At 73.9% G+C, this 15,369-nt stretch carries 14 protein-coding genes; 7 read left to right on the forward strand and 7 right to left on the reverse strand.

Annotated elements, in window-relative coordinates:
- Positions 1 to 32 precede the first annotated feature (32 nt).
- A complete protein-coding gene (phsA, locus tag O4U47_RS19465) occupies positions 33 to 1,904 on the reverse strand; it encodes an O-aminophenol oxidase PhsA (RefSeq protein ID WP_270679334.1) in 1,872 nt (623 codons plus the stop codon).
- A 436-nt stretch (positions 1,905 to 2,340) separates the two neighbouring features.
- Here phsA and O4U47_RS19470 point away from each other — a divergent pair, with 436 nt between their 5' ends.
- On the forward strand, positions 2,341 to 3,009 hold the full coding sequence (locus O4U47_RS19470) for a lytic polysaccharide monooxygenase auxiliary activity family 9 protein (protein ID WP_270679335.1): 669 nt from the start codon (positions 2,341 to 2,343) through the stop codon (positions 3,007 to 3,009).
- A gap of 151 nt (positions 3,010 to 3,160) precedes the next feature.
- On the opposite strand, the gene O4U47_RS19475 is transcribed toward O4U47_RS19470, so the two are convergent.
- The 4 genes from O4U47_RS19475 to O4U47_RS19490 are packed head-to-tail and all read right to left on the reverse strand — an operon-like array spanning position 3,161 to position 7,313.
- Positions 3,161 to 4,159 carry a tripartite tricarboxylate transporter substrate-binding protein gene (locus O4U47_RS19475; protein WP_270679336.1) on the reverse strand — a complete coding sequence of 333 codons (999 nt, stop codon included), beginning with the start codon at positions 4,157 to 4,159 and terminating at the stop codon, positions 3,161 to 3,163.
- Positions 4,160 to 4,177: 18 nt separating this feature from the next.
- Positions 4,178 to 5,719 carry a tripartite tricarboxylate transporter permease gene (locus tag O4U47_RS19480; RefSeq protein WP_408638996.1) on the reverse strand — a complete coding sequence of 514 codons (1,542 nt, stop codon included), beginning with the start codon at positions 5,717 to 5,719 and terminating at the stop codon, positions 4,178 to 4,180.
- A 26-nt stretch (positions 5,720 to 5,745) separates the two neighbouring features.
- On the reverse strand, positions 5,746 to 6,294 hold the full coding sequence (locus O4U47_RS19485; RefSeq protein ID WP_270679337.1) for a tripartite tricarboxylate transporter TctB family protein: 549 nt from the start codon (positions 6,292 to 6,294) through the stop codon (positions 5,746 to 5,748).
- Positions 6,291 to 7,313, reverse strand: a complete 1,023-nt coding sequence (locus tag O4U47_RS19490) for a tripartite tricarboxylate transporter substrate binding protein (RefSeq protein WP_270679338.1) — start codon at positions 7,311 to 7,313, stop codon at positions 6,291 to 6,293. Before O4U47_RS19490 ends, O4U47_RS19485 begins: the two co-directional genes overlap by 4 nt.
- Positions 7,314 to 7,509: 196 nt before the next feature.
- Here O4U47_RS19490 and O4U47_RS19495 point away from each other — a divergent pair, with 196 nt between their 5' ends.
- The 4 genes from O4U47_RS19495 (at position 7,510) to O4U47_RS19510 (ending at position 11,983) form a co-directional block, all read left to right on the forward strand.
- Positions 7,510 to 9,183 (forward strand): sensor histidine kinase, encoded by a 1,674-nt coding sequence (locus O4U47_RS19495; RefSeq protein WP_270679339.1) that lies wholly within the window; start codon positions 7,510 to 7,512, stop codon positions 9,181 to 9,183.
- Entirely contained in the window at positions 9,180 to 9,881 is a 702-nt protein-coding gene (locus O4U47_RS19500) for a response regulator (RefSeq protein ID WP_270679340.1), read from the forward strand. Before O4U47_RS19495 ends, O4U47_RS19500 begins: the two co-directional genes overlap by 4 nt.
- An 89-nt stretch (positions 9,882 to 9,970) precedes the next feature.
- Complete coding sequence (locus O4U47_RS19505; RefSeq protein WP_270679341.1) at positions 9,971 to 10,747, forward strand: decaprenylphospho-beta-D-erythro-pentofuranosid-2-ulose 2-reductase; 777 nt, start codon at positions 9,971 to 9,973, stop codon at positions 10,745 to 10,747.
- Positions 10,748 to 10,864: 117 nt separating this feature from the next.
- Complete coding sequence (locus O4U47_RS19510; protein WP_270679342.1) at positions 10,865 to 11,983, forward strand: NAD(P)H-dependent flavin oxidoreductase; 1,119 nt, start codon at positions 10,865 to 10,867, stop codon at positions 11,981 to 11,983.
- A 200-nt stretch (positions 11,984 to 12,183) separates the two neighbouring features.
- Here O4U47_RS19510 and O4U47_RS19515 read toward each other — a convergent pair whose 3' ends face one another.
- Positions 12,184 to 13,008: a Rossmann-fold NAD(P)-binding domain-containing protein gene (locus O4U47_RS19515; RefSeq protein WP_270679343.1), complete on the reverse strand. Its 825-nt coding sequence runs from the start codon at positions 13,006 to 13,008 to the stop codon at positions 12,184 to 12,186.
- A complete protein-coding gene (locus O4U47_RS19520) occupies positions 13,005 to 13,427 on the reverse strand; it encodes a nuclear transport factor 2 family protein (protein WP_270679344.1) in 423 nt (140 codons plus the stop codon). The genes O4U47_RS19515 and O4U47_RS19520 overlap by 4 nt, the downstream gene beginning before the upstream one ends.
- 138 nt (positions 13,428 to 13,565) lie before the next feature.
- Between O4U47_RS19520 and O4U47_RS19525 the strand changes: the two genes are divergently transcribed.
- On the forward strand, positions 13,566 to 14,129 hold the full coding sequence (locus O4U47_RS19525) for a TetR/AcrR family transcriptional regulator (RefSeq protein ID WP_270679345.1): 564 nt from the start codon (positions 13,566 to 13,568) through the stop codon (positions 14,127 to 14,129).
- 30 nt (positions 14,130 to 14,159) lie between these two features.
- A complete protein-coding gene (locus tag O4U47_RS19530; RefSeq protein ID WP_270679346.1) occupies positions 14,160 to 15,077 on the forward strand; it encodes a YwqG family protein in 918 nt (305 codons plus the stop codon).
- Positions 15,078 to 15,369 lie beyond the last annotated feature (292 nt).

Raw genomic sequence — 15,369 nt, forward strand, 5'->3', positions numbered from 1 at the left:
GCCCCGGAGGACGGCGGGGGCCGCGGCCTCCCTCAGCGGCCGCCGGTGTGCTCGCCGGTGCGGCCGCCGGACCCGTGGTCGAACCGCGTCAGCTCGGGCGGGCGGACCACGAAGGGGAGCATCATCCCCATGTCCTCGTGCTCCAGCAGGTGGCAGTGGTGCATGTACCTGCCGGTGGCGCCCTCGAAGGGGCCGATGACGTCGGCCATCTGGGCCGCCGGGACCCGGATCACGTCCTTCCAGCCGTGCTCCAGCTCCGGGACCGGCACCGAGCCGATCTGTACGACCGGCTCGCGGGTGCCTCCGACCTCCGGGTCGAACCCGCCGACGTCGAAGGTGCGGCGCCCCAGCGCCTGGAAGGTGATCAGGTGGACGTGCATCGGGTGCATCGGCGCCGGGTCGGCCAGGTTGAGGAAGCTCCACTGCTCCCAGGCGCCCAGCTCGACGATGAACCCGAGGGCGTCGTCGAAGGCGCGGGACACCCTGCGGTAGGTGCGCGGCTCCTCCTCGCCCTCCCGGAGCACCTGGACCACCCCGTCCGAGGGGACCTCCACCTCCGCCGGGTCGGTCTCGACCATCTCCCACATCTCCGGGTGCCCGCCGCCGCCGACGGTGCCGGGCGGGGTGAGCACGATGAGCCGGTGCACGTGCTCCGGCGCGTTGTCATGGGTGATGCGCCGGAACGACGAGAGCACGGGCGGGAGCACGAAGCCGTCCGCGACCGGCTCCTCGCCCACCCGGATCTGCATGACCTGCGGGAAGGGGATCCCACCGTCGGGGTCGGCTTCGCCCGGCGCGGCGCCCTCGGGCACGTTGACCAGGCGCAGCGTGCGCCCGCGCAGCCGGGAGAAGTCCACCAGCAGGTCCGCCCGCTCGGCGGGGGCGGCCACCAGCGGACCGTCGACCCGCGCCGGGCGCGCCATCAGCCCGCCCTCGGTGCCGATCTGCCGCACCGCCCAGCCGACGTCCTCGCCGGTGTCCTCGTCGATGAGGGAGAACCGGTAGGTGCGCGCGTTGGAGGCGTTGAGCAGCCGGAACCGGTACCAGCGCGCCTCGGCCTCGAAGTAGGGCCAGATCACCCCGTTGACCAGGGTGTAGGGGCCGGTGAAGGGGAGGGTGACGTTGACGCCCTCCGCGTCCTGGCCGACGATCCGGGTCTTGTGCAGCAGGCGGCCGGTGAGCCGGTCCCCGTCGTCGGTGTCGATGTTGCGGTCGGTGATGATCAGCGGCACCTCGTGCGCCCCGGACGGCAGGCCCAGCGCGTCCTCCTCCTCATCGCGGAGCAGGTAGAGGCCGTGCAGCCCGGTGTAGACGTTCCACCGGGTGATGTCCATGGCGTGGTCGTGGTACCAGAGGGTCATCGACCGCTGGTCGTTCGGGTACTCGGCGAGCATCGAGCGCCCCGGCAGCACCGCGTTCTGCGCCCACCCGTCGTTGCCCGCCGGGGTCGCCGCGCCGTGCAGGTGGGTGACGATCCACGGCGGCAGCTCGTCCACGCCCTCGACGATCTCGGCCTTGGGGCCGCGCCCCGGGGTGTTGGAGGGCGGCGGCGCGCCGTCCTCCCGGGGCTCCTCGGCCGCGGTCACCGGATAGCCCCCGCTGATCCGGTTGGTCCACGAGATCCGGAGCGGACGCCCCCGGCGCGCCTCGATGGTCGGGCCGGGGAAGTGGCCGCCGTAGGCCCACACCCGCGTGGGCGGGAGCTGGGAGTGCAGGCGCACCCAGGTGGCGCGCAGCTCCACGGTGACGCCCTCGCGGCCCTCCCGCTCGGAGGGCGCCAGGCGCGGCGGGATCCGCAGCGGGTCCAGGAAGGGCGTCAGCCCGGCGCACCGCTCGGCCTCGGTCCCGGCTTCGCCGTCGAGCGGCTCGGCGGGGCCGGTGATCTTCTCCAGAAGTTCCGACAAAACTCCTACCCCCGTTCTTCTGTTGTCCCGAGTATCGGCGGCGGAATGCGGAAAAGGAAAGCGCGCTTTCCATGATCGATTGCCGCGGAAAAGAGGCGGAGGTCACCCGAACTCGGCGTCTTTGGTCGGTCAACCGCGTTGACCTGGTCGAACAGTGTCGGATACGAAAAAGGAAAGCGGGTGTTCGGGTGAAGTCCGGGCATCGTTCCATTCTGGCCGGAGTTGGACGCCTGGTGTCCGAATTCGGTCATCCGGGGGCGGAGGGGGAATGGATTCCCGGGTGGGTGCCCGGTCCCCGCCGCCGCGGCGGCCGCTGCGGGGGTCGCCGGGAGCCGGCTCCGACTTGCCGGTCGCTCCATGTTTCGGAGGCGTTGCGCGGGGTAGGAATGGGAGCGCTCCCACAGCCCGGACACCCGCACCGGACCACGGAGACATCATGCGAGGTCATGCACATCCCCCCATCCCCCGACGCGTCCTGACCCCCTTCACCCTGCTCGCGGCGGCCGCGCTCGCCGTGCTCCCCTGGGCCTCCCCGGCCAGCGCGCACGGGTCGATCATCGACCCCGCCTCCCGCAACTACGGCTGCTGGGAGCGCTGGGGCGACGACCACCTGAACCCGGACATGGCGCAGGAAGACCCCATGTGCTGGCAGGCGTGGCAGGACGACCCCAACGCCATGTGGAACTGGAACGGCCTGTACCGCAACAACGTCGACGACGACCACCGCGGCGCGGTCCCCGACGGGCAGCTGTGCAGCGGCGGGCAGACCGAGGGCGGCCGCTACAACGCGCTGGACGAGCCCGGCGCCTGGAAGACCACCGACGTCGGCTCCGACTTCTCGCTCCACCTGTACGACCAGGCGAGCCACGGCGCCGACTACTTCCAGGTCTACGTGACCGAGCAGGGCTACGACCCCAAGACCGAGCCGCTGACCTGGGACGACCTGGAACTCGTGCGCGAGACCGGCTCCTATGACCCGGCCCAGGACATCACGTTCGACGTCAGCGCGCCGGGCCGCACCGGCCACCACGTGGTCTTCACCATCTGGAAGGCCTCCCACATGGACCAGAACTACTACATCTGCAGCGACGTGAACTTCACGTAGCCCCGGACAGCCGCGGACCCGCCCCCTCCGAGCGGCCGGGGCGGGTCCGCGGTTCCTGAAGCGCTGTGGTCCGGGGACTTCTCCGGTGCCCCGGCGATGCGGATCTCGTCTTCGGCGACCTTGCAGACCAAGCGGTGCTCAGAGAACAGGGCTAGTCCACCCCCTGGCGCTCCAGCAGGTCGTCGACGGTCTCCTGCTCCTCGGCCAGGAACGCGCCGAAGCGGTCGCCCTCCAGGTAGGCGTCGGTCCAGTGGTTCTCCTCCAGGGCCTTGCGCCATTCCGGGCTCGTGCGCATGTCGGCGAGCATGCCCGTCAGCTCCTTCCGGCGCGCGTCGCCGATGCCCGGCGGGGCCACCAGCCCCCGCCAGTTGGTGAACTCCAGGTCCAGGCCCAGCTCCCGCAGGGTCGGCGCGTCGATGCCGGGGACGCGCTCGGCGCCCGTCACCGCCAGCGGGCGCAGCTCTCCGGCCGCGATCGCGTGGCGGTACTCGCCCGCGCCCGCCGCCGCCACGTCGATCTCGTGGCGCAGCAGTGCCGCCAGGGTGTCGCCGCCGCCGTCGTGGCGCACGTACCCCAGGCTCCCCGGCTCCAGGCCCAGCTCCTCGCCGATGAGCAGCAGGGCCAGGTGGTCGGGTCCGCCCCGGGTGGACCCGCCGCCCAGGCGCAGCACCGTGTCCGGGTCCTGCCAGTCCTCGGCGAGCTGCTCGAATCCGGTGTAGGGGGAGTCGGCCGGGACCAGGACCACCTCGGGCTCCTCCAGCAGCCGCGCGATCGGCGTGGTGTCGGCGGGGGTGTACTGCGACCCGCGCACCTGCGCCCCCGCGACCAGGCCGAGCCCCATCTGCAGCAGCAGGCGCCCGTTGCCCTCCTCGTGCACGGTGCGGGCCAGGGCCGCCGTGCCCGCCCCGCCCTGCAGGTTGAACACCTCCGGCGGCCCCGGCACCCCCGGCTCTGCGGCGAGCGCCTCGGCCAGCGCCCGCGCGGTGGTGTCGTACCCGCCTCCCGGCGGGTTGGGCACCATCACCCGCAGCTCCGGCGGGCGCGGCTGGGGCCCCCACAGCGCGAGCGCGGTCAGCGCCGCGGCCGCGCACAGCACGAGGGCGGCCCCGGCCGCGAGGAGGGGTCGCGGAGACCTGGGGCCGCCCGGCATGTGCGTGCTCCTTCGTGCTCACGGGGTGGTGGTCGTGTCCTCCTTCTCCGCGCCCTCGGCGGGGGCGCCGGCGGCGGTGGCCGGTGCGCCCTTGCGCAGGCGCTTGACCAGCGGCCACACCAGCACGACCACGGTCAGCCCCAGCAGGGCCGCCGAGTACGGCGAGGTCACGAACGTCGTCCAGTCACCGTAGGAGATCTGCAGCGCCTGGCGCATCGACCGCTCCATCATGCTGCCCAGGATCAGCCCCAGGATCATCGGCGCGGCCGGGAACCCGTTCTGCCGCATCAGGTACCCGACGACGCCGAAGCCCAGCATCAGCCACAGGTCGAACACCGAGAAGCTCAGCCCGTACACGCCGACCACGCAGAAGACCACGACCAGCGGGATCAGCACCGCCCGCGGCGTCTTGAGCACCTTGGCGAACAGCGGGATCAGTGGCAGGTTCAGCACCAGCAGCACGATGTTGCCCACGTACATGCTGGCCACCAGGCCCCAGAACATCTCCGGGCGGTCCGAGAGCATCATCGGCCCCGGCGTCACGCCCAGCACCAGCAGCGCGCCCAGCAGGATCGCCGTGGTGCCCGACCCCGGCACGCCCAGGGTGAGCATCGGCACGAACGAGCCGACGGCGGCGGCGTTGTTGCCCGCCTCCGGGGCCGCGACCCCCTTGGGGTTGCCACTGCCGAAGGTGTCGCCGTCCTTGGCGATGCGCTTCTCCATCGAGTACGACAGGAACGAGGCCACGGTGGCGCCCGCGCCGGGCAGCACGCCGGTGAAGAAGCCCAGGATCGACCCGCGGCCGGTCGGCCCGGCGATCCGGCCCAGCTCGCGGCGGTTCAGCCGGAGCGAGCTCATGGCGCCGTCGGCGCCGCCGGCGCCCCGGCGGGCCAGCATCGAGAACACCTCGGCCAGCGCGAACAGCCCCAGCGCCACGATGAGGAACTTGACCCCCTCGTACAGCTCCGGCATGCCGAAGGTGAAGCGCAGGGTGGCGGTCTGGGAGTCGATGCCCACCAGGGACACCATCACCCCCGCCACCGCGGCGATCAGGCCCTTGGTGATGTTGCGCCCGCCCAGGGTGACCACGGCGGTCAGGCCCAGGACCATCAGCGCGAAGTAGTCGGCCGGCCCGAAGCTGACCGCGAACGACGACAGCGCCGGGGCGATCAGCATGAGCAGCACCACGCCGATGGTGCCGCCGGTGAAGGAGGCGATGGCGGCGATGGCCAGCGCCTTGCCCGCGGCGCCCTTGCGCGCCATCGGGTAGCCGTCGAAGGAGGTGGCCACCGTTCCGGCCACCCCGGGCGCGTTCAGCAGGATCGACGACGTCGACCCGCCGAAGATCGCCCCGTAGTACACCCCGGCCAGCATGATGATGGCGGTGGTGGGGTCCATGCCGAAGGCGATCGGGATCATCAGCGCGATCGCGCTCATCGGGCCCAGCCCCGGCAGGATGCCGATGACGGTCCCGGCGAGCACGCCGATGAAGACGAAGAGCAGGTTCTCGGGGGTGAAGGCGACGCCGAACCCGGCCCCCATCTGCTGCAGAGTTTCCACGTGCGACTCCTCAGGTCAGAAAGGGCTCAGAAGGGCAGCGGCCCGGTCGGCAGGGCGACCCGCAGGAAGTCCGACATGGCGAAGTACAGGACCGCCGAGACGCCCACGGCCACCAGCGCGTTCGCCCAGTGCCGCCGGTAGCCCAGGTACCAGGTGGCGGCGGCGATGTAGGCGGTGGTGGAGATGAGGAACCCCAGCGGCTCCAGCAGGGCGATGTACAGCCCGATGGAGGCCGCGAACAGGGCCAGCTCCTTGCGCGGGTCGGTCAGGCGCCCCAGCGCCGGGCGGGCGGCGGCGGGGCGCGCGGGGGCCCCGCCGCCGGTCTGGTCGGAGTCGGACCCGGTCCCGGACGGCTCACCGGAGTCCTCCTCCTCGTCCGCGTCGTCCTTCTGGAAGAACAGCACCGCGGCCAGGACCAGCAGCACCGCGCCGAGCCACTTGGGCAGCGTCGCCGGCTGCACCGGCACGCTCACCGCGGTGAACTCCTCCAGGGTGAACGCCAGGTAGAGGTAGCCGACGGCGAGCACGCCGACCGCCGCGCCCAGGACGCGGTTGGAGAAGGTGAACGGCTTCATCGGCCCTCCTCGTCCTCGATCAGCCCGATCTTCATGAGGATCGCGGCCGAGTCCGTGCTCGACTGGTCGAGGAAGTCGCCGAACTCCTCGCTCCGCATGAAGGAGTCGGTCCAGCCGAGCGCCTCGGTCTGCTTCTTCCAGGACTCCTCCTCGGTCATGTCCGTGAACAGGTCCTCGTAGTAGGCGACCTGCTCGTCGGTCATGTCCGGCGGCCCCATGACACCGCGCCAGATGTCGTAGGTGAAGTCCACGCCCTCCTCCCGGAGGGTGGGGGTGTCCGGGAGGGTGGAGGCGCGTTCGGCGCCGGAGACCGCCAGGGGGCGCAGGTCGCCGGACTCCACCAGCCCGGCCGCCTCGGAGCCGCCGGTGACCACGGCGTCCACGTGGCCGCCGACCGCCTGGGTCATCGCCTCGCCGCCGCCGTCGAAGGGCACGTAGTTGATGGCGGTGGGGTCGATGCCCGCGGCCTCGACCGCCCCGGCCAGCGCGACGTGGTCCATGCTGCCGGGGGAGGACCCTCCGGCGATGCTCACCTGCCGCGGGTCCTCCTTCAACCGGTCCACCATGTCGCCCCACGACTCGATGGGCGAGTCCTCCGGGACGAGGTAGACCATGTTCTCGGTGGCCAGTCGCGCGATCGGGGTGAAGTCCTCATGGTCGTAGGTCGACCCGCCCATCAGCGGGACGAGGCTGATCGGGGGGCTGGTGACGAACAGGCGGGTGGGGGTGTCGGGGGTCTGGGCGACGTAGGCCCACCCGATCGAGCCGCCGCCGCCCGGCTTGTTCACCACCTGGACGGGCTCGTCCACCAGGCCGCCCTCCTCCAGGACGCGGCCGGAGGTGCGGGCGAGGGTGTCCCAGCCGCCGCCGGTGGCCGCGGGGGCGATGATCTCGATGGGGCGGTCGGGCTTCCAGGGGCCGCCGTCCTCCTGCTGCCCGCCGCCGGTGCCACACGCGGTGGCCGCCAGCGCCAGTGACGCCAGCGCGGCGGCCGCGGCGACAGGACGTGCGCGGAACATGCTGTCTCCAGGTACGGGGTGCGGGAATGGTGCGCGGGCCACAGGCCCACGTGAGGTGACACACATGTAAACAGCGGGAAATCCGCCGGAAAAGCGTTCTGTCGGTTGCGGGGGCAGTGGTCGTAGTGGATGTTCCGGTCGTAGTGTTCACGGCCCGCCGCCCCGGCCCGGCCGGGTCCCCTCGCACGTCCGTGACATGCGACGATTGCGCGGCACACCGTCGGCGGCGATCGAGGAGGGGCGCGTGCGCGGCAGGCTCACCCTGGCGGGGCAGTTCCTGGTCCTGCAGCTCGGGATCGTGGTCGCGCTGCTCATCGCCGTGGCCGGGGTGTCGCTGGCCCAGGCCGACGCCCGCTTCCGCGCCGAGGAGGGGCGACGCATGCTCACCGTCGCCGAGGCGGCCGCCGCGACCGACGTGGTGCGGGTGGGCCTGGCCGACCCCGACCGGGTCGGCATCCTGCAGCCCACCGCGGAGAACCTGCGCTCGCTGGCCGGGGCCGACCACCTGGTCGTCGCCGACGACCGGGGGCGGGCCCTGACCTCGCTGGGGGCGGGCGGCTCGGAGGCGGCGGGCGCCGACGCCGCCGGGGCTCCCCTGGACCTGGGGGAGAGCCGGGTGCTGTCCGGGCGGGCGTGGATCGGGGTGATGGACCTGGACGGCGAGCGCGCGGTGGTGGCGCACGCCCCGGTGATCGCCGACGACGGGCGGGTGCTCGGCTTCGCGCTGGCCGGGCGGGACGTGCCCGGCCCCGCCGCCAGCCTGGCCGGGTCGGCCCCCGACCTGTTCGTGTACCTGGGCGTGGCCTCGTTCCTGGGGGTGGTCGGCTCGCTGCTGCTGGCCCGCCGGGTCAAGCGCCAGACGCTGGGCATGGAGCCGGGCGAGATCGCCGGGCTGGCCCGGCACCGGGAGGCGATGCTGCAGGGCATCCGGGAGGGGGTGCTGGGCGTGGACGCCCAGGGCCGGGTGGCGCTGGTGAACGCGCCCGCCGCCGACCTGCTGCGGCTGCCCGCCGGCGCCGCCGGGCGGGGGCTGGAGGAGCTGGGCGTGGAACCGGACACCGCCGCCGCGCTCACCGAGCGCGGGCAGGCCCCCGACCGGGTGGTGCTGATCAACGGTCGGCTGGTGACGGTGAACTGCATGCCGCTGGGGCCGCAGGGCGCCGACGGATCGGTCACCACCCTGCGCGACCACACCGACCTGGTGGCGATGCGCGGCGAGCTGGACGCCACCCGCACCGCCACCGAGGCGCTGCGCGCGCAGGCGCACGAGTTCAGCAACCAGCTGCACGTGATCGGCGGGCTCATCGGGCTGGAGGCCTACGGGGAGGCGGCCGAGTACATCGCCCGGGTGGGCGGCGCCCGGACCCGGCTCACCGAGGACGTCGCGGCGCGGGTGGCCGACCCGTCGGTGGCGGCGCTGCTCATCGCCAAGGCCAGCCTCGCCGCCGAGCAGGACACCGAGCTGGTGGTCGCGCCCGGGACGGACCTGCCCCAGCAGGACGGGGCGCTCTCGGCCGACCTGGTGACGGTGGTCGGCAACCTGGTGGACAACGCGCTGGAGGCGGTGCGCGGGCGGCGGGGCGGCCGGGTGGAGGTGGAGCTGGCCGAAGCCGCGCAGGGGGTGCGCGTGCGGGTGCGCGACTCGGGCCCGGGGGTGCCGCCGGAGCTGGCCGAGGCGGTGTTCCGGCGCGGGTTCAGTACCAAGGGCGGGGGCGGCCGCCGCGGGGTGGGCCTGGCGCTGATCCGGATGGTGTGCGAGCGCAGGGGAGGGTCGGTGCGCGTGGAGGGCGCGGAGTTCACCGCCGTGCTGCCCTCCGCCGGACCCGGGGGCGGACCGGACGTGCCGGAGGAGGAAGGAGGCCGCGGGTGATCCGCACGCTCGTCGTCGACGACGACTTCATGGTGGCCCAGGTCCACCGCAGGATGGTGGAGCGGGTGCCGGGCTTCACCGTGGCGGGGGAGGCCCGCACCGGTGCCGAGGCCCTGGAGCGGGTCCGGGAGCTGCGCCCGGACCTGGTGCTGTTGGACGTCTACCTGCCCGACATCGGCGGCACCGAGGTGCTGCGGCGGCTGCGCGCCGGGGACGGGCCGCCGGTGGACGTCCTGATGATCACGGCGGCCCGGGACGCCGAGACGGTGCGCCGGGCGCTGCACGGCGGCGCGGTGCACTACATCGTCAAACCGTTCGCCCCGGAGACGCTGCGCGAGCGGCTGGTCCGCTACCAGGAGGCGCGGGGTGTGCTGGAGGGCGGCGAGGCGGGCCAGGAGGACCTGGACCGGGTCTTCGGCGCGCCGCCCTCAGGGAAGGCCCCATCGGGCCAGGCGAAGCCGGCGTCGATGCCGAAGGGGCTGACACCTGAGTCGGCGGCACTGGTCCGGTCGGAACTGGAGAAGACCGAGGCGGACCTGTCGGCGTCCGAGTGCGCGGCCTTGACGGGGCTGTCGAGGGTGAGCGCCCGCAGGTACCTGGAGCACTTCGCCCAGGAGGGCAAGGCGGTGGTGCGCCTGAAGTACGGCACCGCAGGCCGCCCGGAACGCCGCTACCACTGGGTGCGGGGCGCCGAGTAGGGGCGCCCGGGTTCCGGCTTCGCGGTGGCCTCTGGGACGCTTCTGTCTCCAAGCAGGGGCGCGCACGTCACTCGATCGGAAGGACCGGCATGCGGAACGCCGTCGGAGCCGTGGACACCGTTCTCCTCCTGGGCGGGCGCAGCGAGATCGGGCTCGCCATCGCCGAGCGCCTGGTGCGGGGCGGTGCGCGCACGGTCGTGCTCGCGGCCCGGGGCGCCGCAGGTGAGCGGGAGGGCGGGGTGAAGGAGCAGGCCGACCGGCTCCGCGCCGCCGGGGCGCGCGCCGTGCACCCGCTCGACTTCGACGCCGCCGACACCGCGGGGCACGAGGCCGCCGTCGCCGCCGCCGTCGGGCTGGCGGGCGACCTCGACGTGGTCGTGGACGCCTTCGGGGTCCTGGGCGACCAGGCCGCCTTCGAGGCCGACCCGGCCTCGGCCGCCGACGCCGCCGCGGCCACCTTCACCGGCCACGTCTCCGCGGACCTGGCGGTCGCCGCGCGCCTGCGCGAGCAGGGGCACGGCACCCTGGTCGTGGTCTCCTCGGTGGCCGGGGTCCGGGTGCGCCGCGCCAACCTGGTGTACGGGGCCGCCAAGGCCGGGCTGGACGGCCTCGCCCAGGGCCTGGGCGACGCCCTGCACGGCACCGGCGCCCGGGTGATGGTGGTGCGCCCCGGCTACGTGCCGACCAAGATGTCCCGGCACGTGCCCGCCGCCCCGTTCCCCGCCACCGCCGAGCAGGTGGCCGCCGCCGTCGCCGAAGGGCTGCGCACGGGCCGCGAGACGGTGTGGGTGCCCTCGGTGCTGCGCTACGTCTTCACCGGCATGCGGATGCTCCCGCGCTCGATGTGGCGGCGCCTGCCGCGCTGACCGGCCGCCGGGTCGGCCGACGTTGCTGGAACGCGTTCTGTTGCCGTGCGGAAACCGCCAGGAAGAGCGCGCTTTGCGGGTCTAGAACGTGTTTCAATTCCGTGTTCTCATGGCGGCATGCGCACACGTGTCACCGAGATGTTCGGCATCGAGCTGCCCCTCTTCGCCTTCAGCCACTGCCGGGACGTCGTCGCGGCGGTGAGCCGGGCCGGGGGCATGGGCGTGCTCGGTGCCCTGTACTTCACCCCCGAGGAGCTGGAGACCGAGCTCGCCTGGATCGACGCGCACACCGGCGGCCGCCCCTACGGCGTCGACGTGGTGATGCCCTCCTCCTACGCCGGGGCCGAACTGGGCGCCGACTCCGGAGAGGAGCTGCAGGAGCGGCTGCGCGCCCTCATCCCCGACGGGCACCGCCGCTTCGTCGACGCCCTGCTCGACGGGCACGGCGTCCCCGAGGCGGCCGGATCCGACGCGGACCGGTTCCTCCTCGGCTGGACCGACGCCACCGCCCGCCCCCAGGTCGAGGTCGCCCTCAAGCACCCCATCGGGCTGCTGGCCAACGCCCTGGGCGCACCGCCGCCCGACGTCGTGGAGCAGGCCCACCGGCACGGCGTGAAGGTCGCCGGGCTCGCCAGCTCCCGCCGCCACGCCCGCAAGCAGTGCGACGCGGGCGTGGACGTCGTCGTCGCCCAGGGCACCGAGGCGGGCGGGCACACCGGCGAGGTGTCCACGATGGTGCTGGTCCCCGAGGCCGTCGACGAGGCCGGGGCCGTCCCGGTGCTGGCGGCCGGGGGCGTGGGGCGCGGCCGCCAGATGGCCGCGGGCATGGCCCTGGGCGCCGAGGGGGTGTGGACCGGGTCGGTGTGGCTGGCCACCGAGGAGGCCGACACGCCCCGGGGCGCCCTGGAGCAGATCCTCCGGGCCTCCTCGTCGGACACCGTCCGCTCGCGCTCCATGACCGGCAAGCCCGCCCGGATGCTGCGCAACGACTGGACCCGGGCCTGGGAGGAGGAGGGGTCGCCGGGGACGCTGCCCATGCCGCTGCAGTTCATGCTGATCGCCGACGCGCTGCGCCGGGTCGGGCGGGTCCGCCACCCGACCCTGACGCCCTCGCCGGTGGGCCAGATCGTCGGCAGCATGGACCGGGTGAAGCCCTGCTCCCAGGTCGTGTACGAGCTGATGGAGGAGTTCGGGGAGGCCGTGGAGCGGCTGGGCCGCCTGGCGGACCCCCGTTGATCTCGGGAGGAACGACGCTACCGGGCCACTTTTAGGGGCGCATTTCCCGAGATCAACGACACGGGGGCGGCGATCGGTGACGGGGCGCGAGGCCCGGCCGCCTGGCGGACCCCCGTCGATCTCGGGGAAGTCGGGGTTATGCTGTCCGTTTTTACCCCGACTTCCCCGAGACCAACGCCGGAGGAGCCGGGCGGCAGGACCTAGCGCGCCGCCAGGGCCTCGGCGAACGCCTCCTCCAGCGCCCGCGGCGGGCGGCCGGTGGTGTCCAGGACGGCCGTGGTGGTGCGGTCCTCCGCGCCCGCCGCGATCGCGGTGTCCATGTCGGCGAGGAGGCGCGCGAACTCCGGGCGCATGCCCTCCTGGGCCCAGAACCCGGCGAGCTCGTCCGCGCTCAGGCGGCGGTGCCGCACGGCCCGCCCCAGGACCCGGCCGAGCGCCTCGGCGGCCTCGTCGTAGGTCACCGCCCGCGGGCCGGTGAGGACGTGGTCCGTGCCGTGCGGGGCGGTGCCGGTGAGGGCCGCCACCGCGACCTCGGCGATGTCCTCGGCGGCGACGAACGGCACCCGGCCCGTCCCCGTCGCGCTCACGATCTCCCCCCGCTCGCGGGCGAGGCGGGCCTGCAGGTGGTCGCCGGTGAAGTTGTCGGCGAACCACGTCGGACGCAGCACCGCCCACTCGGGGACGAGGCCGCCGAGCCGGGAGTGCACCCGGCCGAGCCCCGGCGTCCCCGGCTCGATCGGCGCCCCGCTGAGCAGGACGGCGCGGCGCACCCCCGCTTCGGCGGCGCGCTCCAGGAACGGGGCCATGACCGGCTCCGGGTCGGGTTCGCCGATGGGGGCGACGAGGTACAGGGCGGTCGCGCCCGCCAGCGCCCCGGCGTGGGTGGAGGAGTCGTACCAGTCGAAGGGGACCCGGCCGCCGGCGGCGCGCCTGCTGGCGACCCGGTGCGGGACCCCGCGCTCGGCCAGCTTCCGGGCGACCCGGCTCCCCGTGGTGCCGGTGCCCCCGGTGACGAGGACGCTCATCCGGCCGTGCCCCCTTCCGCCGCGAGGGCGAGCAAAGGGTTCCAATAGTCGCGGTAGTGCGCGATACGGCCGTCCTTGACCGTCAGCACGGCGACGTAGTGCGCCTCGTACGGCTCGCCGGTGGCGACGATGGCCCCTTCGGCCGAGAACTCGGCCACGATCACCTCCGGGTCGGCGGTGGTGTGCAGGGTGTCGACCTCGACCCGGCGCACGTCGAAGGTGTCGGGGTAGTCGATCAGGTAGTGGTGCACCTCGCCGCGGCCCTCCAGGCGGCGGGGGCGGCCGGGCGGGGCGAACGGGAACTCCACGACCGCGTCGTCGGCGAACAGGCCGATGAAGCCCGGCATGTCCTTGGCGCGCAGGAGGTCGAGGCCGCGCCGGAAGAGCGCGTCGGGGCGCTCGGGTGCGTCGGTCGGCATGGGTGGGCCCTTCTCTGGCGGTGATTCTTGCGGCGATGGCGGCGCCCAGCGGCGCCCAGCGGCGGTGTCCGCTACGATTCGGACCATCGGTCCGCTTAACGTAGCGGACCGTCGGTCCGTTTAGCAAGGAGGTGCTCCGTGCGGGCAGACGCCGCGCGCAACCGCGAGGCCGTGCTCCAGGCCGCAGGCCTGCTCTTCGACTCCGCCGACGACCCGGCGGGCGTGTCGATGGACGACGTCGCCGCCGCGGCGGGAGTGGGGAAGGGGACGCTCTTCCGGCGCTTCGGCGACCGGGCCGGGCTGGTCCGCGCGCTCTACGAGCTGCGCACGGAACGCATGGCCGCGGAGTTCGAGGGCGCAACAGGGGCCGACGATCCCGTCGATCCCGTCGAAGCGGTGGTGCGCACCATGGACGCGCTGTTGCGCTTCAAGATCGAGAACCGGGCGCTGTCCCGCGCGCTGGAGAGCCTCGGCGGGGGAAGCCCCTACACCAACGCGGCCTACGGGCACTGGCACGGGCGGGTGGCGGCCCTGATAGCCGAGGCGCGCGGCCCCGAGTCGGCCGACTTCCTCGCCCACGCGCTCTTGGCGGCGGTCCGCAGTGACCTCGTCGACCACCTCGCCGACTGGCCCGACGCCCGCCTGAAGGCGGGGGTGGAGGAGCTGGTCCGCTCCGTCTGCGGCGAACGGCCGACGGGCTGACCGTCTCAGGCGGGTGGCAGCATCATGCCCATGAACACCACCCGCACCACCCCGCCGCGGCCGGTCGACGTCGCGGCGGCCTTCCCCTGGCTCGCGCCGCTGGAGCGCACGGCCTACCGGCTGCACCCCCGCCCCGGTTCCCCGACCCCGCACGACAGCTCGGTCGGCGGGCCGCTGCTGTGGCCGGCCGACGAGCCGTGGCCGACCTGCGACCGGTGGCACGAGGGGCAGCCCTACCCTCTGATTCCCGTCGCCCAGGTGTACGCGCGCGATGTCCCCCTGCTGCGGTCGTTCTGTAACGCGGACCTGCTCCAGGTGCTGTGGTGCCCCAGTGAGCACCCGCCGGGGTTCGAGTTCACCACCGAGCTGTTCTGGCGGAACGCCGCCGACGTCACCGATGTGCTCGAATCCCCGCCCGAGCCGACCGAGGAGGACGAGGAGGACTTCGACCCCCTGCTCCCCGAGGACCACCTGGTCCCCGAGCCGTGCGTCCTCGCGCCGGAGCCCGTCACCGAGTACCCGAACCTCTTGGAGCTGAGCGCGCAGGCGCAGCGGCGCCTGGCGGACCCGGAGACGTGGCGGGCGGCCGGGGCCGCGGTCGACGACGCCTATGGGGGCTACCCCGAGTCCTTCTACTCCGGGGAGCTCTCCATGGCCCCCGGCTGGAAGCTCGGCGGCTGGGCACCGTGGGGCCGCACCGACCTCGTCGCCCGGTACTGCGTCCACTGCGGCGCGAGGATGGCCCCGCTGCTGACCATCGCCTCGTCGGAATGGGGCGGCGACAGGCTCTGGGTCGCCGAAGAGGACCGGGACCTCGCCGAGCAGGGCGGCCGGGACGCCTCGTCACCGGCCGGGATCCAGATCGGCGACGGCGACAACCTGCAGATCTACCTCTGCCCGAGCAACCCGGGTGCGTTCCCCGACGGCCACACCACCCTGGTCCAGTGAGCCGCCGACGATGGGCTTCGGCCGACCGGCAAGCCACCGGGGTATGAGGTGGACGGCGGCGACGACGGGACCAGCCGGTCCCCGCTGATGGGCCCCGGCCGGGCGCCGGACCGCCGGAGTGCGGGGTGGTGGGCAGCGACGACGAAGGTCGGCGGCCCGAGCGGTAGTGCTGTCGTCCGCCCGGCGCGTACGTGGTCGGGGTGTTCGGCGGCGACGGCGTGAGCGGGGTGGTTCCCTGGGCCTGCTTGCCGGGTGGCGGGTTGCTCGCGGTCCGGGCGGGCGGCGGCTCGGC

It is taken from the genome of Nocardiopsis suaedae, assembly GCF_027706745.1.
Taxonomy (GTDB): domain Bacteria; phylum Actinomycetota; class Actinomycetes; order Streptosporangiales; family Streptosporangiaceae; genus Nocardiopsis_A; species Nocardiopsis_A suaedae.